The organism is Pseudoduganella sp. SL102 (assembly GCF_027856995.1).
In the GTDB taxonomy this organism is placed as follows: domain Bacteria; phylum Pseudomonadota; class Gammaproteobacteria; order Burkholderiales; family Burkholderiaceae_D; genus Rugamonas; species Rugamonas albidiflava.
In genome coordinates this window covers 4,308,475-4,330,890 of the sequence record NZ_CP115554.1, presented here as the reverse complement: position 1 = coordinate 4,330,890, position 22,416 = coordinate 4,308,475, and the positions used below count along the sequence as shown (strand labels likewise).

At 64.7% G+C, this 22,416-nt stretch carries 15 protein-coding genes and 4 tRNA genes; 13 read left to right on the top strand and 6 right to left on the bottom strand.

Annotated features, from left to right (window positions below):
* Nucleotides 1-188: 188 nt before the first annotated feature.
* Genes hpnE through hpnC form a run of 3 tightly spaced genes read right to left on the bottom strand, consistent with a single transcriptional unit; the run spans nt 189 to nt 3,187 of the window.
* A complete protein-coding gene (gene hpnE / locus OU994_RS18440) occupies nt 189-1,484 on the bottom strand; it encodes a hydroxysqualene dehydroxylase HpnE (protein ID WP_281607076.1) in 1,296 nt (431 codons plus the stop codon).
* Between the two features lie 13 nt (nt 1,485-1,497).
* A complete protein-coding gene (gene hpnD / locus OU994_RS18435) occupies nt 1,498-2,331 on the bottom strand; it encodes a presqualene diphosphate synthase HpnD (protein ID WP_131145711.1) in 834 nt (277 codons plus the stop codon).
* A 34-nt stretch (nt 2,332-2,365) separates the two neighbouring features.
* On the bottom strand, nt 2,366-3,187 hold the full coding sequence (hpnC, locus tag OU994_RS18430) for a squalene synthase HpnC (RefSeq protein WP_281607075.1): 822 nt from the start codon (nt 3,185-3,187) through the stop codon (nt 2,366-2,368).
* A gap of 334 nt (nt 3,188-3,521) precedes the next feature.
* Here hpnC and OU994_RS18425 point away from each other — a divergent pair, with 334 nt between their 5' ends.
* From OU994_RS18425 to OU994_RS18370, 12 genes are all read left to right on the top strand, one after another.
* Complete coding sequence (locus tag OU994_RS18425) at nt 3,522-4,640, top strand: efflux RND transporter periplasmic adaptor subunit (RefSeq protein WP_281607074.1); 1,119 nt, start codon at nt 3,522-3,524, stop codon at nt 4,638-4,640.
* Nucleotides 4,637-7,723, top strand: a complete 3,087-nt coding sequence (locus OU994_RS18420; RefSeq protein WP_281607073.1) for an efflux RND transporter permease subunit — start codon at nt 4,637-4,639, stop codon at nt 7,721-7,723. Before OU994_RS18425 ends, OU994_RS18420 begins: the two co-directional genes overlap by 4 nt.
* A gap of 303 nt (nt 7,724-8,026) precedes the next feature.
* Nucleotides 8,027-8,113: transfer RNA gene (locus OU994_RS18415), tRNA-Leu, on the top strand.
* Nucleotides 8,114-8,145: 32 nt separating this feature from the next.
* On the top strand, nt 8,146-9,486 hold the full coding sequence (tig, locus tag OU994_RS18410) for a trigger factor (protein ID WP_281607072.1): 1,341 nt from the start codon (nt 8,146-8,148) through the stop codon (nt 9,484-9,486).
* Nucleotides 9,487-9,589: 103 nt separating this feature from the next.
* Nucleotides 9,590-10,207, top strand: coding sequence for an ATP-dependent Clp endopeptidase proteolytic subunit ClpP (gene clpP / locus OU994_RS18405; protein ID WP_371861255.1), 618 nt, complete (start codon nt 9,590-9,592; stop codon nt 10,205-10,207).
* Between the two features lie 566 nt (nt 10,208-10,773).
* Nucleotides 10,774-12,042, top strand: coding sequence for an ATP-dependent Clp protease ATP-binding subunit ClpX (gene clpX / locus OU994_RS18400; protein ID WP_131145715.1), 1,269 nt, complete (start codon nt 10,774-10,776; stop codon nt 12,040-12,042).
* Nucleotides 12,043-12,327: 285 nt separating this feature from the next.
* Nucleotides 12,328-14,739: an endopeptidase La gene (lon, locus tag OU994_RS18395; RefSeq protein WP_131145716.1), complete on the top strand. Its 2,412-nt coding sequence runs from the start codon at nt 12,328-12,330 to the stop codon at nt 14,737-14,739.
* A 251-nt stretch (nt 14,740-14,990) separates the two neighbouring features.
* Nucleotides 14,991-15,263 (top strand): HU family DNA-binding protein, encoded by a 273-nt coding sequence (locus OU994_RS18390; RefSeq protein ID WP_107142294.1) that lies wholly within the window; start codon nt 14,991-14,993, stop codon nt 15,261-15,263.
* A gap of 59 nt (nt 15,264-15,322) precedes the next feature.
* Nucleotides 15,323-15,398: transfer RNA gene (locus OU994_RS18385), tRNA-Val, on the top strand.
* A gap of 62 nt (nt 15,399-15,460) precedes the next feature.
* Nucleotides 15,461-15,537 (top strand) — tRNA-Asp (locus tag OU994_RS18380).
* A gap of 54 nt (nt 15,538-15,591) precedes the next feature.
* A tRNA-Asp gene (locus OU994_RS18375) sits at nt 15,592-15,668 on the top strand.
* Nucleotides 15,669-16,304: 636 nt separating this feature from the next.
* Nucleotides 16,305-18,239, top strand: coding sequence for a SurA N-terminal domain-containing protein (locus OU994_RS18370; protein WP_281607071.1), 1,935 nt, complete (start codon nt 16,305-16,307; stop codon nt 18,237-18,239).
* A 116-nt stretch (nt 18,240-18,355) separates the two neighbouring features.
* Here the strand turns inward: OU994_RS18370 and mnmH are convergent, their stop codons facing one another.
* On the bottom strand, nt 18,356-19,411 hold the full coding sequence (mnmH, locus tag OU994_RS18365) for a tRNA 2-selenouridine(34) synthase MnmH (RefSeq protein WP_281607070.1): 1,056 nt from the start codon (nt 19,409-19,411) through the stop codon (nt 18,356-18,358).
* Nucleotides 19,408-20,004: an arylesterase gene (locus OU994_RS18360; protein ID WP_281611663.1), complete on the bottom strand. Its 597-nt coding sequence runs from the start codon at nt 20,002-20,004 to the stop codon at nt 19,408-19,410. Before OU994_RS18360 ends, mnmH begins: the two co-directional genes overlap by 4 nt.
* Nucleotides 20,005-20,113: 109 nt before the next feature.
* On the opposite strand from OU994_RS18360, the gene OU994_RS18355 reads away from it, so the two are divergent.
* Nucleotides 20,114-20,869 carry an ABC transporter ATP-binding protein gene (locus tag OU994_RS18355; protein WP_281607069.1) on the top strand — a complete coding sequence of 252 codons (756 nt, stop codon included), beginning with the start codon at nt 20,114-20,116 and terminating at the stop codon, nt 20,867-20,869.
* On the opposite strand, the gene OU994_RS18350 is transcribed toward OU994_RS18355, so the two are convergent.
* A complete protein-coding gene (locus OU994_RS18350) occupies nt 20,870-22,399 on the bottom strand; it encodes an NAD(P)H-hydrate dehydratase (protein WP_281607068.1) in 1,530 nt (509 codons plus the stop codon).
* Between the last annotated feature and the right edge of the window lie 17 nt (nt 22,400-22,416).

The window sequence follows — 22,416 nt, the reverse complement described above, 5'->3', positions numbered from 1 at the left end:
TATCCAATCCTCCGATGTTGCCACTGTATGGAGGTGGCAAGGAACATGCCAGCAAGCTGCGACAGGCTGCAGGAAAGGGCGACCAGGCGGCATGATGGGGGGACAGGGCGGCGCGGGACAGCATTGCAGCGGACAGCGTTGCAGCGGACAGCATTGCACTGGACAGGGCGGGGGCAGGGCGCACGTTGTCAGCGCAGCAGCGCGGCGGCGGCCAGGCCGCTGCGCACCGCCATTTCCAGCGTGGCCGGGTATTCGCCCGCCGTGTAGTCGCCGGCCAGTACCAGGCCGTCCAGCGGCGTGGCGTTGGCGGGGCGTACCAGCCCGGCCGTGCAGGCATAGGTGGCGCGTTTCTCGGTGACGACCTTCAGCCAGGCCGGACTGCCCAGTTCCGGGCGGCCGAACGCCTGCGCCAGCTGGGCGGCGACGGCCTGCGCCAGTTCCTGCTGGGGCAGGGCCGCGGCTTCGCCCGACGCGCTGACGACCACCGCCAGCAGCCCGGCCTGGGCCGGATCGAGCTGGCCGCGGTCGAACACGAACTGGCCCCAGTGCCCGGCGGCCGGTGCGTCTTCCAGCGCGAAGAACGGCTGCGGCAGGCGGAGGCCAGCACCGTACTGGAGATAACAGGTGGTGATCGGCTCGTAGGTGAACGCCGCCAGTTGCTCGACCAGCGGCGCGGCCGCCGGCAGGGGCGCCAGCAGCGCGGCGGTGGCCACGGGCGGCGCGGCCAGCACGACCTTGTCGAAAGCTTCGCCATCGAGCAGCCAGCGGCCGTTGTTCTCCTGGAGTTGCGAGACTTTTGCACCTAACCGAACGATAGCGCCACGTTGCTGCAACCACTGCGCGGCGGCATCCGGGAACAGGGCCGACAGGTCGTGGCGCGGCAGCAGCATGTCCGATGCCTGGCGGCGCGCGCCCAGGCTGTCGCGCAGCACGGCCAGGAAGACTTTCGCGGACGCGCTTTCCAGCGGCGTATTCAGGGCGGCCAGGCACAGCGGCCGCCACATCAGGTTGACGAGGCGGGGCGTCTGGCTGAAGCGCTCCAGCAGCTCCGCGACAGGGCAGTCATTGTCGAGGCTCCAGCCCATCCAGCGGGCGGCCGTGGAGAAACGCGCCATGGCCAGCTTGTCTTCCCGGTCGAGTCCCTTGGCGCCCAGCAGCGCGAACGCCAGGTGCAGCGGCGCGGGCAGCTGCGGCGCGACGAATTGCATGCCGCCCGGCGGGTAGCGCATCTGGAGCGGCACGGACAGTACGGCGCGGCCGCGGTCGATGCCCACGGTGCGCATCAGTTTGAGCGAACTGGCATAGGCGCCCAGCAGGATATGCTGGCCATTGTCGAGGGTACGGCCGGCCACGTCGATGCGGCGCGCGCGGCCGCCCAGTGTGCGCGCGGCCTCGAACAGCGTGACGGCGGCGCCGCGGCGCACCAGTTCGACGGCGGCCGCGCAGCCGGACCACCCGCCGCCCACCACGGCGACGTTCAGCATGGGCGCGCCATCGTCATCCGCGGACGTAGGTCTTCCAGGCCAGCCACAGTTTGCGGATCGGCGTCAGCGAAATGCGCTGCGTGAGCACGTGGTAGCCGTCGCGCTCGATCTCGTCGAGCACGGTGCGGTAGATGGCCGCCATGATCAGGCCCGGGCGCTGGGCGCGGCGGTCTTCCTTGGGCAGCAGGGCGAAAGCTTCCTCGTACGAACGCTGGGCGCGCTCGGCCTGGAAGGCCATCAGCTTCGTGAAATTGTCCGTGTGGCGGGCGTTCAGCAGGTCCGCCGCCGTCACGCCGAACTGCTGGAGTTCGTTGATCGGCAGGTAGATCCGGCCCTTGCGGGCATCCTCGCCCACGTCGCGGATGATGTTGGTCAGCTGGAACGCGTGGCCCAGCTTCTCCGCGTAGCGCAGCGTTTCCGGGCGCGTAGCGCCGAAGATGCTGGCCGACAGGATGCCGACCACCCCGGCCACGTGCCAGCAGTATTTCGACAGGCCCGCGTAGTCGAGGTAGCGGGTCTGGTTCAAGTCCATTTCCATGCCGTCGATGATGGCCTGCATGTGTTCCTGCTGCAGGCCGTACGGCGCTACGTGCGGCTGCAGGGCCTTGGTGACCGGGTGGCTGGGCTTGCCCTCGTACATGGCGGCCATCTCGGTGCGCCACCAGGCCAGCTTGATGCGGGCCAGCGATTCGTCGCTGCATTCGTCGACCGTGTCATCGACTTCGCGGCAGAACGCATACAGCGCCGTGATCGCGCGGCGCCGTTCGGGCGGCAGGAACAGGAAGCTGTAATAGAAACTCGAGCCGCTGGCGGCGGCTTTCTGCTGGCAGTAATCGTCGGGAGACATGTAATTATTTGGCAATATTGCGCGATTGAAGGCGCTATTCTAGCGGCAAGGGACGCAGCGCGCGCCAGAAAACTTTCAGCCAGTCGGCGCGGCGCAGCACCGGGCGGCGCCGGAACACGTCGTAATCCACCTGCTCGATCGCTTCCAGGATGCGCAGGCCGCCATGCACCACCAGCCGCAGTTCCAGGCCGATACGGCCCGGCAGCCGCCACGCCAGCGGCGCGCCGGCCAGCATCAGGGCGCGGGTGCGCTCGACCTCGAAGCGCATCAGCGCGCGCCACTTGCCGTGCGCGGCCGGGTTGTCCAGGTGGGCCGGCGAGATGGCGAAGCGGGCCAGGTCGTCCATCGGGATGTAGATGCGTTCCTTGTGCTGGTCGACGGCCACGTCCTGCCAGAAGTTGATCAGCTGGAGCGCCGTGCAGATCGCATCGGAATCGCGCACGTTGTCCGGCGTCGCGGCGCCGTACAGGTGCAGCATCAGCACGCCGACCGGGTTGGCCGAGCGGCGGCAGTAGTCCAGCAGTTCGTCGTACGACTGGTAACGGGTGACCGTCACGTCCTGCCGGAACGCGGAGAGCAGGTCGTGGAAAGGCTTGAAGGGCAGGTCGTGCGCGGCGATCGCGGCCGCCAGGCGCTCGAATACCGGGCCGGGCGGCGGCGCGCCCAGTTCGATATGCACCAGCGCCGCTTCGTACTCGGCCAGCGCGGCGAGGCGCTGCGCGGGCGTCGCATCGCCCTCGTCGGCGACGTCGTCGGCGCCGCGGGCGAACGCATAAATGGCCTGCACGGCAGGGACGAGCCGGCGCGGCAGCAGCAGCGACGCGACGGGAAAGTTTTCATAATGGTCGACTGCCATGGGTGTGGGCGCGGCTAACTGACGCGAAAGTCATTTTCAAAGTCAGTCGCCACGACTATAATTTTCATCTCATTTTGTAAATTAATGTACGGAAAGTCATCAATTCAGCCCGCCATGATAGTGGCTAAGCGTGCCCGCCGCAATCGCAGCCGGAATGTCGCGTCCGGTGACCGGGCGACGGCGGCTGGGCTGGCGGCCAGGCTGCGGCCCGGCGTGCTGCCGGCTTGCCGGCTTCGTTGATGGCCCGGCGTACGGCCATGAGTGCAGGCTTGATTGCAGCCCGGCGTTGCAGCGCAACTTTGCAGCGCCATCTCTAAGAGTGAAGGAAAGTCCCGTGCAAGTCCTGAAGCCCTACCTGATCGCGGCGATCGCCGTGCTGCTGGCCGCCTGCTCGGAAGCGCCGGAAAAAGCCGCCGATGTGCGGCCGGTGCGCGCCATCGTGCTGCAGAGTTCCGATGTGGACGTGAACGCGGAATTCTCCGGCGAGGTGCGCGCCCGCTACCAGTCGCAACTGGCGTTCCGCGTGCCGGGCAAGATCGTTTCGCGCAAGGTCGACGTGGGCACCAGCGTGCGCAAGGGCCAGGCGCTGATGCAGCTCGACCCGCAGGATTTGCGGCTGGGCCAGGCGCAATCGCTGGCCACGCTGCGCGCCGCGGAAACCACCCGCGACCTGGCGGCGGCGGACGTGAAGCGCTATCGCGAACTGCGCGCGCAGAACTTCGTGGCCCAGGCGGTACTGGACGAAAAAGAATCGGCGCTGCGCGCGGCCGAGGCGCAGGTGGATGCGGCACGCGCCGGCTACCGCGAGCAGTCGAACCAGACGGGTTACGCCAACCTGGTGGCGGACATGGATGGCGTGGTCACGCAGGTGGCGGCGGAGGCCGGCCAGGTGGTCGCCGCCGGAACGCCCGTGGTGACGGTGGCCCGCACGGATGACAAGGAAGTGGTGTTCGGCGTGCCGGAAGACCGCGTCGATGCGCTGCGCCAGATGAGCGACGTGCATGTGCGCCTGTGGGCCGCGCCTGGCCAGGCGGTGCCGGCCAAGATCCGCGAAGTGTCGCCGGTGGCCGATCCCGCCACGCGCACGTACGCTTTCAAGGTGACGCTGCCGCAGACGCTCACGCAGGCCAAGCTGGGCATGACGGCTGTGGTGCAGTTCGCGTCGAAGGGCCAGCCGAAGATCAAGGTGCCGCTGTCCGCGCTGTTCCATGAACGCAATGCCACGTCCGTCTGGGTGGTCGAGAACGGCGCCGTGAAGCTGGTGCCCGTCACGGTGGTGGCCGCCGATGGCAACGAGCTGGTGCTGGGAAGCGGCGTGAGCGCCGGCCAGACGGTCGTCACGGCCGGCGTGCACCTGCTCAAGCCGGGCCAGAAGGTGCGCATCCTCGGCGCGGATGTGCCGCGCGCGCCGGTGCCGAAGGGCGCCGCGCCTGCCGCCGAGGGGGCGCGATGAGAGGTTTCAACCTGTCGCGGTGGGCCCTCGAGCACATTCCGCTGACGCGCTACCTGATCGCCGTGATGCTGATCGGCGGCATGCTCAGCTACCAGAACCTGGGCCAGGACGAAGACCCGCCGTTCACCTTCCGGATCATGGTGGTGCAGGCGTTCTGGCCGGGCGCCACGGCGCTGCAGATGGCCAACCAGGTCACCGACAAGCTGGAAAAGAAGCTGCAGGAAACGCCGTACATCGACGAGATCAGCAGCTATTCCAAGCCGGGGCAGACGCTGATCATGCTGAGCCTGCGCGAATCGACGCCACCGAAGGAAACCGGCAACGCCTGGTACCAGGTGCGCAAGAAGGTTGGCGATATCGCCGGCACGCTGCCGCAGGGCGTGATCGGGCCCACCTTCAACGATGAATTCGGCGATACGTACGGCTCGATCTTCGCGCTGTCCGGCGACGGTTTTACCTATGCCGAGATGAAGGATTACGCCGACTTCGTGCGCCAGCAGCTGCTGCGCGTGTCGAAGGTGTCGAAGGTCGAGCTGTTCGGCGTGCAGGATGAAAAGATCGACATCGAGTTCTCGCACCAGAAGTTCGCCCAGCTGGGCATTCCGTTCGAGCAGATCGTTTCCCAGATCGGCACGCAGAACACCATCGAGGCGACCGGCACGCTGGTGACGCCGACCGACAACCTGCAGGTGCGGGTGACCGGCGCGCTTACCACAGTAAAGGACCTGGAGAACCTGGAACTGCGCGCCAACGGCACCACGTTCCGGCTCGGCGACTTCGCCACGATCAAGCGCGTGTACCAGGATCCGCCGCGCGACAAGATGCGCTTCAACGGCAAGGAAGTGATCGGCCTGGGCGTGTCGATGGAAAAGGGCGGCAACATCATCGAGATGGGCAAGGCGCTGGAACAGACCGTGGGCGACCTGAAGGGCAAGCTGCCGGTAGGCATCGAGCTGGCGCGCGTGTCGGACCAGCCGCAGGCCGTCACGGCGTCCGTGGGCGAATTCGTCCACACGCTGATCGAGGCCGTACTGATCGTGCTGGCGGTCAGTTTCGTGGCTCTCGGCCTGCACACCAAGCCGAAGCTGCGGCTGGACGTGCGGCCCGGCCTGGTGGTGGCGCTGACCATTCCGCTGGTGCTGGCCGTGACGTTCCTGTTCATGCGCATGCTGAGTATCGACCTGCACAAGATCTCGCTGGGTGCGCTCATCATCGCGCTGGGCCTGCTGGTGGACGATGCCATCATCGCCGTCGAGATGATGGTGCGGAAGATGGAGGAGGGCCTGTCGCGGCTGGAGGCGGCGACCTACGCCTATACGTCTACCGCGCTGCCGATGCTGACCGGCACGCTGATCACGGTGGCGGGTTTCCTGCCGATCGGGCTGGCGCAATCGACGGCCGGCGAGTACACCTTCTCGCTGTTCTCGGTGAATGCCATCGCGCTGATCATGTCGTGGGTGATCGCCGTGGTGTTTACGCCTTACATCGGCTACCTGTTGCTGAAGGTGCAGCCGCACGCGCCGGGCGAGCACGGGCACGACGTGTTCGATTCGCCGGGCTTTCAGCGCTTCCGGCGCGTGGTGACCTGGTGCGTGGAGTGGCGCAAGACCACCATCGCGGCCACCCTGGTGATCTTCGCGCTGGGGATCTACGGCTTCAACTTCATCGAGAAGCAGTTCTTCCCGGATTCGTCGCGGCCCGAGCTGATGGTGGAAATGTGGTCGCCGGAAGGCACCGCGTTCGCCGCCAACGAGGCGCAGGTGAAGAAGTTCGAGGAATTCATCCGCAAGCTGCCGGGCGTGGTGTCGGTGACCAGCTATGTCGGTACCGGCAGCCCCCGCTTCTACCTGCCGCTGGACCAGATCTTCCCGCAGTCGAACGTGTCGCAGATCGTGGTCTTGCCGAAGGACCTGCAGGCGCGTGCGGAACTGCACCGCAAGATCACGCAGGTGTTCCATGAGGACTTTCCGGAAGTGCGCGGCCGCGTGAAGCTGCTGCCGAACGGGCCGCCAGTGCCGTACCCGGTGCAGTTCCGCGTCACCGGTACCGAGGTGGACAAGGTGCGCGCCATCGCCGACCAGGTGAAGGACATCGTGCGCGCCAATCCGAACGCGGTGGGCACCAACGACAACTGGAACGAATCGGTGAAGGTGCTGCGGCTGGACCTGGACCAGGACCGCATGCGCGCGCTCGGCGTCACCACGCAGACCGTGATGCGGGTGGCGAACACGATCCTGTCCGGCACGGTGGTGGGGCAGTTCCGCGAAGGCATCCGGCTGATCGACATCCAGGTGCGCCAGCCGCTGGCCGAGCGGCAAACCATCGAAGTACTGAACAATACCAATGTGCCGACGGCCAGCGGCCGCTCGGTGCCGATCTCGCAGCTGGCCCGCGTGGAATTCGTGTGGGAGCCGGGCGTGGTCTGGCGGCTGGGGCGCGAATGGGCGATCACCGTGCAGGCCGACGTGGTGGAAGGCATCCAGGGTCCGACCGTGTCGGGCCAGATCGACCCGGCGCTGGCCGACCTGCGCGCGCGCCTGCCGGCCGGCTACAAGATCGAGGAGAAGGGCGCCGCCGCCGACAGCGGCGAGGCCGAGCAGTCGATCGCGGCCAACCTGCCGCTGGCGCTGTTCCTCATCTTCACGCTGTTGATGCTGCAGCTGCACAGTTTCTCCCGGTCCCTGCTGGTGTTCCTGACGGGGCCGCTGGGCGTGGCTGGCGCCGCGTTCGCACTACTGTTGCTCGGCCGGCCGCTGGGCTTCGTGGCCAACCTGGGCATCATCGCGCTGTTCGGCATGATCATCCGGAACTCGGTGATCCTGGTCGACCAGATCGAGCAGGACATCAAGGCCGGCGCCGCGCCGTGGGACGCCATCGTGGAATCGGCGGTGCGGCGCTGCCGGCCGATCCTGCTGACGGCCGCCGCCGCCGCGCTGGCGATGATTCCATTATCCCGCTCGGTATTCTGGGGGCCGATGGCGGTGGCGATCATGGGCGGCCTGGTGCTGGCCACGGCATTGACGCTGCTGTTCCTGCCGGCGCTGTATGCGGCATGGTTCCGCGTGAAAAAGCCGGTGCGCTGAGGCGATAGGCGGCGTTGAATCACGGATGGGCGGGGAGGGTATTGACGAGGCAGCCAGCTTATTAATTGATCAGTTGGCTAAAGGTCAAAAATCATCCCCATTTTTGGGAAAAACCAGTAAAATGCCGTGTTGAAGTTGAAAGCCCCTGTGATTCGCAGGGTAGGGCGACCCGTTTTCACTTAATGGTCGCCCTTTGCTTTTATGCAAAGTAGTTACGATAAGTAGCGATGGGAAAGCTGGAGATCCCGAAAAGCGCCGCACAGCGGTTATCCGTGCGGGGCGTTTTTCGAGGTTTCCCATAGCGCGAGGATGGCGAAATTGGTAGACGCACCAGGTTTAGGTCCTGACGCCAGCAATGGTGTGGGGGTTCGAGTCCCCCTCCTCGCACCAACAGTATTCACAATTTTTTGGACGATTTTTACATGGCAACTGCTGTCGAAAACTTGGGCAAACTCGAACGCCGACTCACGATTTCCTTCCCGCTGTCGGACGTCCGCTCCGAAGTGGAAAAGCGCCTGAAGGTGCAGGCCAAGTCCGCGCGCGCTCCCGGCTTCCGTCCGGGCAAGGTGCCGATGAAGATGGTCGCGGCCCAGTATGGCTACCAGATCGAGACCGAAGTCCTGAACGACAAGGTCGGCCGCGCGTTCAACGACGCCGCCAACGAGAACAACCTGCGCGTTGCCGGTTTCCCGAAGATCGAACCGAAAGAAGGTTCGCCGGAAGGCCAGCTGGCGTTCGACGCCACCTTCGAGATCTATCCGGAAGTGGAGATCGGCGACCTGTCCCAGGTCGAGATCGAGACCGTGAAATCGTCCGTGACCGACGTCGAGATCGACAAGACCATCGACATCCTGCGCAAGCAGCGCGTGCACTTCCACACCAAGGGTGAGGCAGGCGAGCATGGCGACGGCGGCGAAGCCGTGGCCGCCAACGGCGACCGCGTGACCGTGGACTTCGTCGGCAAGATCGACGGCGAGGAATTCGCCGGCGGCAAGGCCGAAGACTACGTGTTCGTGCTGGGCGAAGGCCGCATGCTGCCGGAATTCGAAGCCGCCACCGTGGGCCTGAAAGTGGGCGAAGCGAAGACCTTCCCGCTGGCCTTCCCGGAGGATTACCACGGCAAGGACGTGGCCGGCAAAACCGCCGAATTCACCATCACGCTGAAGAAGCTGGAATGGGCGCACCTGCCGGAAGTGGATGCCGAGTTCGCGAAATCGCTGGGCGTGGCCGATGGCGACCTGGCCAAGATGCGCGAGGACATCAAGGTCAACCTGGAACGCGAAGTGAACGGCCGCGTCAAGGCGCGCAACAAGGAAGCCGTGATGGACGCGCTGGTGAACACCGCCACGCTGGACGTGCCCCAGGCGCTGATCGACCAGGACACCGAGCGCCTGGCCGAGATGACCCGCCAGGACATGGCTGCCCGCGGCATGAACGTAAAAGATGTACCATTCCCTCCGGAGCTGTTCAAGGACAAGGCCGAGCGCCGCGTGCGCCTGGGCCTGATCCTGTCGAAGCTGGTCGGCGACAACGAACTGCAAGCCACGCCCGAGCAGGTGAAGGCGCAGATCGAAGATTTCGCGCAGAGCTACGAAGATCCGCGCGAAGTGCTGAAGTACTACTACAGCGATCGCCGCCGCCTGGCCGAAGTGGAAGCTCTTGTATTGGAAGAAAACGTCGTCACTTATGTCCTGGGCCTGTCCAAGACGTCGGCGAAGGAAGTGCCGTTCGACGAATTGATGGGAAGCGCAGCGCAGGGCTAAGTCCCCCTGTCGTACAAACATCCGGCGCCGGCCGGCTGACGGTTGCGTGAAAATGCATACTGCAGCCGGCCGGTGCGCTTCACAAGGAAAAGGAATGATCGGAATGAACCGCAATCCGGCACTGGACACGGAAATGCTCGGCCTGGTGCCGATGGTCATCGAACAGAGCGGCCGCGGCGAGCGCTCGTATGACATCTACTCGCGCCTCCTCAAGGAGCGCGTGATCTTCATGGTCGGCCCGGTCAACGACCAGATGGCCAACCTGATCGTGGCCCAGCTGCTGTTCCTGGAAAGCGAAAATCCCGACAAGGATATCTCGCTGTACATCAATTCGCCTGGCGGTTCCGTTTCGGCCGGCCTGGCGATTTTCGACACGATGCAGTTCATCAAGCCGGACGTCTCGACGCTGTGCACGGGCATGGCCGCCTCGATGGGCGCGTTCCTGCTGGCCGCCGGCGCGAAGGGCAAGCGTTTCTCGCTGCCGAACTCGCGCATCATGATCCACCAGCCGTCCGGTGGTTCGCAGGGCCAGGCCTCGGATATCGAAATCCAGGCCAAGGAAATCCTGTACCTGCGCCATCGCCTGAACAGCATCCTGGCCGAGCGCACGGGCCAGACCATCGACCAGATCGCCAAGGATACGGACCGCGACCGCTTCATGTCCGGTGACGAGGCTGCCGAGTATGGCCTGATCGATAAGGTGTTGACGACCCGCGCTTGATGCATCACAAGCGGTGGCCAGCGCATCGCAGTGAAAACGCGAAAATTACGCCCGGACGCCACACCGTTCCGGGCGTTTTATTTTTATTTCGGGTAGCATGTGGTTGTGTGCAGGACTTCTTGCCCGATCACACGCTCTGCCTGCAGGTCGCGTGAAGTTCTGCCGAGGTATGCAGCAAGCAGGTTGATGGGGTTTGGTGGTTCCATGCGCTAGTGTCATGCAGCATCACGCAGCGCGCTGAGTACAGTGTTATGCATAAAGTGCTATGCGTGCAGTGTTACGCGCGGTGAGTTTGCTTAGTGTGATGCGCAGTGAGTATGCGCAGTGAGTATGTTCAGCTTGTTATGTGCAGTGTGTTATGTGGCGTTACCTGTAATGTACCTGGTAATGTAGTCTTTCATGCACCCGGTGACGTTAATACACTGGGTGACATATCTCGTAACGTATTTCGCAATGACCGCTTGGCAATAGGCTCAATGGATTACCCCCGATACATCCGGCAACACTTCCAGCGGCAGTTCAGCAACCCGTGCAGCACCTATTCTTGTAACTAAAGAAAACGTCCCATGTCCGACAAAAAATCTTCCAGCGGCGAAAAACTTCTGTACTGCTCCTTCTGCGGCAAGAGCCAGCACGAGGTCAAGAAGCTGATCGCCGGGCCCTCCGTCTTCATCTGCGACGAGTGCATTGATTTGTGCAATGACATCATCCGCGACGAGACGTCCAGCATCGAATCCGTTACGGGCGCCAAGTCGGACTTGCCGACGCCCCACGAGATCGCCGAGCTGCTGAACCAGTATGTGATCGGCCAGCAGACGGCCAAGCGCATCCTGTCGGTGGCCGTGTACAACCATTACAAACGCCTGAAGCACCTGGGCAAGAAAGACGACGTCGAACTGGCGAAGAGCAACATCCTGCTCGTGGGCCCCACTGGCTCCGGCAAGACCCTGCTGGCGCAAACGCTGGCCCGCATGCTGAACGTGCCGTTCGTGATCGCCGACGCCACCACGCTGACCGAAGCGGGCTATGTGGGCGAAGACGTCGAGAACATCATCCAGAAGCTGCTGCAGAGCTGCAACTACGATGTCGAGAAAGCCCAGCGGGGCATCGTCTACATCGACGAGATCGACAAGATTTCGCGCAAGTCCGACAATCCGTCGATCACCCGCGACGTGTCCGGCGAAGGCGTGCAGCAAGCGCTGCTGAAGCTGATCGAAGGCACCATGGCTTCCGTGCCGCCACAGGGTGGCCGCAAGCATCCTAACCAGGACTTCGTGCAGATCGACACCACGAACATCATGTTCATCTGCGGCGGCGCGTTCGACGGCCTGGCGAAGATCATCTCGAACCGGTCGGAGAAGAGCGGCATCGGCTTCTCGGCCACCGTGAAGAGCAAGGAACAGCGCTCGAACAGCGATATCCTGCTCGAGGCGGAACCGGAAGACCTGATCAAGTTCGGCCTGATTCCCGAGCTGGTGGGCCGCCTGCCGGTGGTGGCCACGCTGGCCGAGTTGACGGAAGAAGCGCTGATCCAGATCCTCGTCGAGCCGAAGAACGCACTGATCAAGCAGTACAGCAAGCTGCTGGAAATGGAAGGCGCGGAACTGGAAATCCGTCCCGCCGCGCTGCATGCCATCGCCCGCAAGGCGCTGGCGCGCAAGACCGGTGCCCGCGGCCTGCGTTCGATCCTGGAACATGCGCTGCTCGATATCATGTACGACCTGCCGAATCAGCAGAATGTCACGAAAGTGGTTATCGACGAAAACACCATTACCCAGGGTGCAAAGCCGTTGTTGATTTATCAGGAATCGCCGAAAGCATCCGGCGAAAATTGACCGGTGCGTGCAATTGCACTTTGCACACCGGTCAAAAAAAGCGTTTTGCATCCGTAGAGCAACGCAGTACAATCGAAACCAATAAGAGAAGCAGGCTTCATTCGGAAAGCCACTCGCGGCGCTCGTCGCGCGTGGCTTTTTTTATTTGTCGCCGCTGTCTTTTAGAGCAGCGCTGCCAATGTTTTCAACAAAGATTATGTGTTGAGAAGAATTATTCCGGCGGCGGGTCTTGTGATTCGGCTGCGAGTGCCTACATCATAAACATGCTTTTACATAAGGTACGCCATGACAACTTCCAAATTAACTGAGCAGACCCAACTGCCGTTGTTGCCTTTACGGGATGTCGTCGTTTTCCCGCATATGGTGATACCCCTGTTCGTGGGGCGTCCAAAATCGATCAAGGCGCTGGAAGCGGCAATGGAGCAGGGCAAGAGCATCATGCTTGCCGCACAAAAGGCTGCCGCCAAGGACGAACCTTCTCCTACCGACATTTATGAAATCGGCTGCGTCGCCAACATCCTGCAAATGCTGAAGCTGCCGGACGGCACCGTGAAGGTGCTCGTCGAAGGCGCCCAGCGCGCACGCATCCGCAAGATTACCGATACCCCCACGCACTTCGTGGCCGAGCTGCAGCCCCTGGATTCGGAAATCGGCGACGATTCCGAGATCGAGGCAATGCGCCGCGCGATCGTGCAGCAGTTCGACCAGTACGTCAAACTGAACAAGAAGATCCCGCCCGAGATCCTGGCTTCGCTGTCGGGCATCGACGATGCCGGCCGCCTGGCCGATACGGTGGCGGCGCACCTGCCGCTGAAACTGGAGCAGAAGCAGGTCATCCTGGAAATCTTCAACGTCGCCAAGCGGCTCGAGCACCTGCTCGGCCAGCTGGAAGGCGAACTGGATATCCTGCAGGTCGAGAAGCGCATCCGTGGCCGCGTCAAGCGCCAGATGGAAAAGTCGCAGCGCGAGTACTACCTCAACGAACAGGTAAAAGCGATCCAGAAGGAACTCGGCGAGGGCGAGGATGGTGCCGATTTCGACGAGCTCGAGAAGAAGGTGCTGGCCGCCAAGATGCCGAAGGAGGCGCTGGACAAGGCCAATGCCGAGCTGAAGAAGCTGAAGCTGATGTCGCCGATGTCCGCCGAAGCGACCGTCGTGCGCAACTACATCGATACGCTGGTGTCGCTGCCGTGGAAGAAGAAGTCCAAGGTGAACAGCGACCTGGCGAACGCCGAGAAAGTGCTGGAAACGGATCACTATGGCCTCGAGAAGGTCAAGGAACGCATCCTGGAATACCTCGCGGTGCAGCAGCGCGTGGACAAGCTGAAGGCACCGATCCTGTGCTTCGTCGGTCCTCCGGGCGTCGGCAAGACGTCGCTGGGCCAGTCGATCGCCCGCGCCACCAACCGCAAGTACGTGCGGATGGCACTGGGCGGCGTGCGCGACGAAGCCGAGATCCGCGGCCACCGCCGTACCTACATCGGCTCGATGCCGGGCAAGGTGCTGCAGTCGCTGTCGAAGGTCGGCGTGCGCAATCCGCTGTTCCTGCTGGACGAGATCGACAAGATGGGTGCGGACTTCCGCGGCGATCCGTCGTCGGCCCTGCTCGAAGTGCTGGACCCGGAACAGAACCACACGTTCTCGGACCACTACATCGAGGTGGACTTCGACCTGTCCGACGTGATGTTCGTGGCCACGTCGAACTCGTACAACATCCCGCCGGCGCTGCTGGACCGGATGGAAGTGATCCGCCTGTCGGGCTACACCGAGGATGAGAAGACCAGCATCGCGCTGCGCTACCTGCTGCCGAAGCAGATCAAGAACAACGGCCTGAAGGAAGGCGAGGTGACCGTCAGCGAAGCCGCCATCCGCGACGTGATCCGCTACTACACCCGCGAAGCCGGCGTGCGTTCGCTGGAACGCGAAGTGTCGAAGATCTGCCGCAAGGTGGTCAAGCTGCTGCTGCTGAAGAAGACCGAGAAGAAGGTCGCCGTCACGCCGAAGAACCTGGACAAGTTCCTGGGCGTGCGCCGCTACGATTTCGGCGTGGCCGAGAAGGAAAACCAGGTTGGCCAGGTGGTCGGTCTGGCGTGGACCGAAGTCGGTGGCGACCTGCTGACGATCGAATCGGTCACCATGCCGGGCAAGGGCGCGGTCATCCGAACCGGTACCCTGGGCGACGTAATGAAGGAGTCGATCGAGGCGGCCCGCACCGTGGTGCGCAGCCGGGCACAGCGGCTGGGCATCAAGCCGGAGGTCTTCGAGAAGCAGGACATCCACATCCACGTGCCGGAAGGCGCGACGCCGAAGGATGGTCCGTCGGCGGGTATCGCGATGACGACGGCGATGGTGTCGGTGTTCACGGGCATTCCTGTCCGTGCGGACGTGGCGATGACGGGCGAGATCACGCTGCGCGGCGAAGTGCTGCCGATCGGCGGCCTGAAGGAGAAGCTGCTGGCGGCGCATCGCGGCGGCATCAAGACGGTGCTGATCCCCGAGCAGAACGTGAAGGACCTGGCCGAGATCCCGGACAACGTCAAGAACAAGCTCGAGATCGTGCCGGTGCGCTGGATCGACAAGGTGCTGGAAGTGGCGCTGGAACGCCAGCCGGAACCGCTGGCCGAGGTGCCTGCGGTGGAACCGGTGGCGGCCGCGGCGCAAAAGCCGGACGGCCAGACAGAAGTGGTCAAGCACTGACGTTGCGTTCGGTTGTGTGAGGAATGGGCCCTTGAGGCGCCTTCGGGCGCCTTCTCGGGGAAAACGGGCACCTGTTGTGCCCGTTTTTCATTTCAGAGGCCGTTTTTTACATATTGACGCCTTGACACAGGGCAAGCCCCGCTTGTTTAATACGGCCTGAGATTTTTCTCTGCCTGGAAAATACCGTGGGCTTTCGCGAAAACGAAATAAACGGTATAAACGATTTAAACCTTTGTGACGGGGAACAAGCTGTGAACAAGACTGAACTGATCGACCATATCGCCACTTCCGCTGATATCTCCAAGGCGGCCGCGGCGCGCGCCCTGGACGCAATGATCGATGGCGTAACCACTACTCTGGCCAAGAACGACAGCGTGACCCTGGTCGGCTTCGGCACCTTCATGGTGAGCGAGCGCGCTGCCCGCACCGGCCGCAACCCGCGCACGAAGGAAGAGATCACGATCGACGCAGCGAAAGTACCGAAATTTAAGGCTGGTAAAGCGCTGAAAGATGCAGTAAACTAATGGCCTTCGGTGGGCAGCCCAGCTGTTCACCGGTTGCCGGACGTTGCAACCATCGGCATGGGCGCTTAGCTCAGTTGGTAGAGCGGATCCCTTACAAGGATTAGGTCGGGAGTTCGAGCCTCTCAGCGCCCACCAGAAATTGCCGGCATGGTTGAAGTAACGGTGTAAATAGCAGTACGCGGTATTGTGCATTTGCTGGAGCGGTAGTTCAGTTGGTTAGAATACCGGCCTGTCACGCCGGGGGTCGCGGGTTCGAGCCCCGTCCGCTCCGCCAGAAATGCCGATACCTTGAAGTCGCGTCATCGTCTCCACCAGTGGAGACCTACCGGGAGCGGTAGTTCAGTTGGTTAGAATACCGGCCTGTCACGCCGGGGGTCGCGGGTTCGAGTCCCGTCCGCTCCGCCAGAATCAGCAAAAAAAGCCCGGCTTGCCGGGCTTTTTTTCGCCCTGATTCTGCGCAGCGGAGTGCTTCCCCTGCGGGAAGCACGGCGGGCACTCGAAGGGCTTCGCTTACCAGCGAAGCCGCGGCCGGCAGGATGTCGGCGAGTCCCGTCCGCTCCCCATTCTCCGCGCGAAGCCCTGCTTCGCGGAGGCGCAGCCCTGCCAGCTCCGCGCTTGCTCACGCTTTCACCTCGCTCCGCTGCTTCATCGCACGCACCGCGCCCACGCTGCGCTTCCGACGCTGCGCTCCACCGCTCCACCGCTCCACCGCTCGACCGTTCCACCGCTCCGCTCCCACGCTCCGCTCCGACGCTCCGCTTCCGACGCTCCGCTTCCCACGCTCCGCTCCCCACGCTCCGCTCCCCACGCTCCGCTCCCCACGCTCCGCTTCCGACGCTCCGCTTCCCACGCTCCGCTCCCCACGCTCCGCCCCAACACTCCGCCCCATCCCATGCCCCTAACCCCCCACCCAACCTTGCCGTTTTTTCAAATGCTCACCTTGCTACATCGGAACACCGCCCCTATAATCGCGTGAGCAGCGAAAGGGGCGAACGCTAACGTTCGCCTTTTTTTTGTAATGCATAACCTGATAAATTGGCCATGTTTGAATTCATACGTACGCATCAGAAACTGATGCAGATTTTGCTGGCGATCGTGATCGTTCCATCGTTCGTATTCGTCGGCGTGCAGGGCTACGACAGCATGGGCGACAGCGCGACCACGCTCGCCAAGGTCGACGGCAAGCCGGTGACACAGCAGGAGTTCGATAACGCGCTGCGCCGCCAGCTGGACCAGTACCGCCAGCGCTTCGGCGAGCAGTTCAACCAGAAGATGTTCGATACCCCGGAATTCCGCCAGAGCGTGCTGGACAACCTGATCGCGCAGCGCGCGGTCTCGTCCGAAGTCGCGCGCGGCCACCTGACGGTCAGCAATGCGGCGCTGCAGAAGGCGATCCTCGACAGCATCCAGGATATCCCCGGCATGATCACGCCGGAAGGCAAGGTCGACATCGAGCGCTACCGCGCGATGCTGGCCAATAACAGCGGCCTGACGCCGGAAGGCTTCGAGCAGACGATGCGCCATGACATGGCCGTGCAGCAGCTCGTCAGCGGCATCCAGGCCACCGCCTTCGCGCCGCGCACCGTCACCAAGCTGGTCACCGACCTGACCGAACAGGAACGCGACGTGCAGGAACTGGCGATGCCGCTGCAGCAGTTCGTGGCCAACGTGAAGGTCACCGACGAGATGGTCAAGGCGTACTACGACAAGAACGCCAAGCAGTACGCGCTGCCGGAGCAGGCCCGCATCGAATACGTGGTGCTCGATGCGAAGGCCATCGAAGGCCAGGTCACCGTGAGCGACGACGAAGTGGCCGCGTTCTACAAGGCCAACCAGGCCCGCTACACGGCGCCCGAAGAGCGCCGCGCCAGCCATATCCTGGTGGCCGTCAACAAGGATGCCAAGGCGGCCGACAAGGCCGCTGCCAAGGCCAAGGCGGAAGCCATCCTGGCGGACCTGAAGAAGGCCCCGGGCAGCTTCGCGCAAGTGGCCAAGGCCAAATCGGAAGATCCGGGTTCGGCCGAGCAGGGCGGCGACCTGGGCGTGATCGAGAAGGGCTCGCTGGTGCCTTCCGTGGAACAGTCGATCTTCGCGCTGAAGCAGGGCGAGATCAGCAACGTCGTCGAATCCGAGTTCGGTTATCACGTGATCACCGTGACCTCGCTGAAGCCCGCCGTGATCAAGCCGATGGACGAGGTGAAGACCGAGATCGCCGCCGACCTGCGCAAGCAGAAGGCCGGCAAGAAGTACTCGGAAGTGGTGGAGACCTTCACCAATACGGTGTACGAGCAGGCCGACAGCCTGAAGCCCGTGGCGGACAAGCTGGGCCTGAAGATCGAGACCGCCGAGAATGTCACGCGCACCCCGGCGGCGGGCGCCGCGCCGGCACCGTACAACAACGCCAAGTTCCTGACCGCGCTGTTCGCCGACGACGCCGTGAAGAACAAGCGCAACACCGAAGCGGTGGAAGTGGCGCCGAGCACGCTGGTGTCGGGCCGCATCGTCGAATTCAAGCCGGCGTCGCAAAAGCCGCTGGCCGACGTGGCCGCCGAGATCCGCCAGCGCGTCACCGCCGAGGAAGCCATGAAGGCGGCCAAGGCCGCCGGCGAAGCCAAGCTGGCCGCGCTGAAGAAGGCCGACGACGCGACCGGCTTCAGCCCGGTGCAGGCCGTATCGCGGGCCAAGGCCGAAGGCATGCCGCCGGCTGTCGCCCGCGCCGTGCTGAAAGCCGATACCTCGAAGCTGCCGGCCTATGTGGGCGTGGAATTGCCGGGCATGGGCTATGGCATCTACCGCATCAGCAAGGTCCACCAGCCGGCCGCCGCCGATGAAGCGCGCCTGGCCTCGGCCCGCGAACAGATCGGCAACATCGTCGCCCAGCAGGACATGCTGAACTACGTCGAAGTGCTGAAGGAAAAGGCCAAGGTCAAGATCCTGCGTCCGGTGACCGAGACGAAGGCGGACGGCGCCCAGTAAGCCTCCAGGCACTGCCCACCCAAAAAAAAGCCACCGCGAGGTGGCTTTTTTGTTGGGTGGTGCACATGGCTGCAATCCTGCATCCCGGCGCGGGTGCCGGGTGGGCGTGGCGCCCTTCAGCCTTCGTGCAGCGCGCGTGCCGCGGCCAGGAACGACGCCGGCGAAACGTCCGGCAGCGCGATCGCCCGGGCGCGCTCGAATTGGGTGAAATTGCGGTGGATCGAGCGCGTGTAGGCCGGGTCGTAATGATCGACCAGCAGTTCGTCGACCAGTTCCGGCATGCGCCCGTCGAGGGCCATCTGCTGCCACTTGCCGATCCGTTCCTTGCCGTGCAGGTCGGTCAGGTAGGACAGTTGCGTGTTCAGCGCCGGCGCGTTGCAGGCGAAGTGCTGGTAATCCTCGATCAGCAGCTGCACGCGGTGCTCGCGCGCCACTTCCAGCGCGATGCACGGCGAAGCGCGCATCCGTTCCATCAGGGCGGCGGGCACGCGCACCGCGCCCACCTTCTTGCTTTCCGATTCCACGAACACGGGCAGGGCGGGGTCGAAGCGGCGCAGCCGGTCCCAGATCGACGTCTCGAACGCCTTTTGCGTAGGTTGCGGCTGGCAGGGCATGTTGCCCAGCACGGAACCGCGGTGCACGGCCAGCTGCTCCAGGTCGAGGACCTGGGCGCCGACCGCCTCCAGCGTGTCCAGCAGGCGCGTCTTGCCGCTGCCGGTGGTGCCGCAGATCACGCGGAAGTCCAGTTCCGGCGTCTGTTCCAGCTCCGCGTTCACGCGGTTGCGGAACGCCTTGTAGCCGCCCTCGAGCTGCACCACGGGCCAGCCGATCTTCGCCAGGATGTGCGCCATCGAACCGCTGCGGTTGCCGCCGCGCCAGCAGTAGACCAGCGGGGTCCACTCGCGCGGCTTGTCGTGCCACAGCGTGTCGATGTGATGGGCGATATTGGCCGCCACCATCGGTGCGCCCACCTTCTTGGCCTCGAACGGGCCGGCCTGCTTGTACAGCGTGCCCACCACGATGCGCTGCTCGTCGTCGAGCACCGGGCAGTTGATCGCGTTCGGCAGGTGGTCGAGCGCGAATTCGGCCGGCGTGCGCGCGTCGATGATCGTGTCGAACTGGTCGAGCCGCGCCAGCACGTCGCCGATGGGGAGGATTTCGGGATACTTCATTTCGTCCTTAGGATGGGCTGCAGGTGCGGCCAGATGTTGTTCAGGATGATCGGATGGGCGCTGGCCAGCGGGTGAATGCGGTCGGCCTGGAACAGGTCCATCTTCTCGGCCACGCCGTCGAGCATGAAGGGCGCCAGGCCCACCTTCTCGTCGCGGCTGATGGCCTGGTACATGGCGAAGAATTTCTCCGAATAATCGCGGCCATAGTTCGGCGGGATGCGGATGCCCAGCAGCAGCACGCGTGCGCCGGCGTCGCGCGCCTGCTTCACCATGGCCCGCAGGTTGCTGTCGGCGGACGGCACCGGCAAGCCGCGCAAGCCGTCGTTGGCACCCAGTTCGAGCACCACGTAGTCGGGCCGGTGTTTCTTCAGCAGCGCCGGCAGCCGGGTGCGCCCGCCGCTGGTGGTCTCGCCGCTGACACTGGCGTTGACGATGCGGATATCGAGCTTCTGCGCCTGCAGCTTGCGCTCGAGCAGGGCCACCCAGCCGGTGCCGCGCGCCAGGCCGTACTCGGCCGACAGGCTGTCGCCCACCACGAGCAGCGTTTTTGGGGCAGAATAGGCGCTCGCCGGGCTGCCCCACAGCAGCAGCATGGCGCTGAGGCACACGCAGAACCGCGAAACGATTTTACTTACCAGGATGTTCTTCACCAGGATGTTCCTGACTAACCCAAGCATACCTTTGCCAAGCAGACCTTCGACCATGCCAGATTTTCCTCACGCGACCAGCAACTTCATTCCAGACTCGCCTGCTTCGGATGCCAACAGGGGGCACGCCACGCATGCTTCCGCCGGCGCGGCCGCGATCGCGGTAACGGGCCTGACCAAGCGCGTGGCCGATGCAAGCGGCGAGCTGACCATTTTGCACAGCGTGGATTTTACCGTGCAAAAGGGACAGACGCTGGCAATCGTGGGCGCATCCGGATCGGGCAAGTCCACGCTGCTCGGCTTGCTGGCCGGTCTCGATACGCCGAGCGGCGGCAAGGTGCTGGTCGACGGCACCGATATCTTCGCGCTCGACGAGGATGGCCGCGCCGCGCTGCGCAAGGCCAAGCTGGGGTTCGTGTTCCAGTCGTTCCAGCTGTTGCCGCACCTGACGGCGGTGGAAAACGTGATGCTGCCGCTGGAACTGGCCGGCGATGGCGATGCGCGGCCCAAGGCCGAGGCGATGCTGGGGCGCGTGGGGCTGTCCAGCCGGCTCAGGCATTATCCGAAGTACCTGTCCGGCGGCGAGCAGCAGCGCGTGGCGCTGGCGCGCGCCTTCGTCACGCAGCCGCCGCTGCTGCTGGCCGACGAGCCCACCGGCAGCCTCGATGCCGCCACCGGCGAAGCCGTGATCGCGCTGATGTTCGAACTCAATCGCGAGCACGGTTCCACGCTGGTGCTGGTCACGCACGACCCGGCCATGGCGGCCCGCTGCGGGCGCACGATCACGATCGCCGCCGGGCGACTGGTGTAATCAGCGCGAGTGCGGTGTCTCTGCCGGGTCGCGCTGCTGAGCGACCAGGCGGTTCAGCGCCACGCGGACGGTCGGGATCAGTTCACCCGCCGTCAGGCCGATCGGGCCGGCGCCTTCGGCCACCAGCATGTCCGCCGCGATGCCGTGCAGCCAGACAGCCGCCAGCGCCGCTTCCCACGCGGGCCAGCCCTGTGCCAGCAGCGCGCCGGCCAGCCCCGCCAGCACATCGCCGGTGCCCGCCGTAGCCAGGCCCGCATTGCCGGTCGGGTTGATCACGAGCCGGCCATCCGGCGCCGCGATCACCGTGCCGGAGCCTTTCAGCACCACGCAGGCATTGAGCTTCCCGGCCAGCGTGCGCGCCGCCGCCAGGCGGTCGGCCTGCACGGTGCCGACCGGCGTATCGAGCAGGCGCGCCGCTTCCAGCGGATGCGGCGTGGCCAGCGTGGGCGCGCCCCGTTGCGCCACGGCGGCAAGCAGCGATGGATCGGCCGCCAGCAGGTTCAGCGCATCGGCGTCGAGCAGCAGCGGCTGGTGCGACGCCACGGCGCTGGCCAGCAGCCGCGCCGCTTCGGCATCGCCGCCGAGGCCCGGCCCGGCCACCGTCACGCCGGCGGTAAAGTCCACGTCGCGCGCGGCGCGGCACATCAGTTCCGGCTGGCCCGCATCCACCACCAGTGGCTCCCCCGCGAAGCACAGGTAGACCCGCCCGGCGCCAGCATGCAGCGCCGCGCGGCCGGCCAGCACGGGCGCGCCCGCCATGCCCGGCGCACCGCCGAGCACGAATACATTGCCGTAACTGCCCTTGTGGCTGTTGTGCCGCCGCGTGCGCGCCTGGCGTGCGAAAAACGCCGGATCGTTCAGGTGCATCGCCGCGGGCGGGAACAGGGCCGGCGCGAGGGCCAGGTCCGCCACCATGATGTCGCCGGCATGGTCGCGGCCATCGCAGGTATGCAGGCCCGGCTTGTCGCCGATGAAGGTGACGGTATGGGTGGCGTTCACCGCGCGGCCATCGGGGCCGACGACGCAGCCGGTATCCGCGTCGAGCCCGCTCGGCACGTCCAGCGCGAGCACGGGGCAGGCCAGCGCGTTCACGGCGTCGACCAGGCTGCCCGGCATGCCATCGAGGGGGCGCTGCACGCCGATGCCGAACAGGCCGTCCACCACCAGGTTCCACGCGCCGGCGGCGATCGCCTCGGGCGCGAGGTCGACGAAGTGCGCCGGGCTGGTACGGGCCCGTTCGAATGCCCGGTCCCGCTCGGGCGCCGTGGCGCCGCCGGGCGGGAGGTGGACGATCGAGACCTGCGCGCCGCTGTTGGCCAGGTGCGCTGCGACCTCGAACGCGTCGCCGCCATTGTTGCCGGGTCCCGCCAGCACCAGCACCTGCGCCAGCGGCGTGGCGAAGGGCAGCAGGTCGAGCGCCATGGCGGCCGCGGCCCGGCCGGCACGTTCCATCAGCATGCCTGCCGGCTGGCCGGCCGCGGCCAGGCGTTCGACCTCGCGGATCTGGGCAACGGTGTACAGGGGATTCATGGCCGCCTCGCACTGGA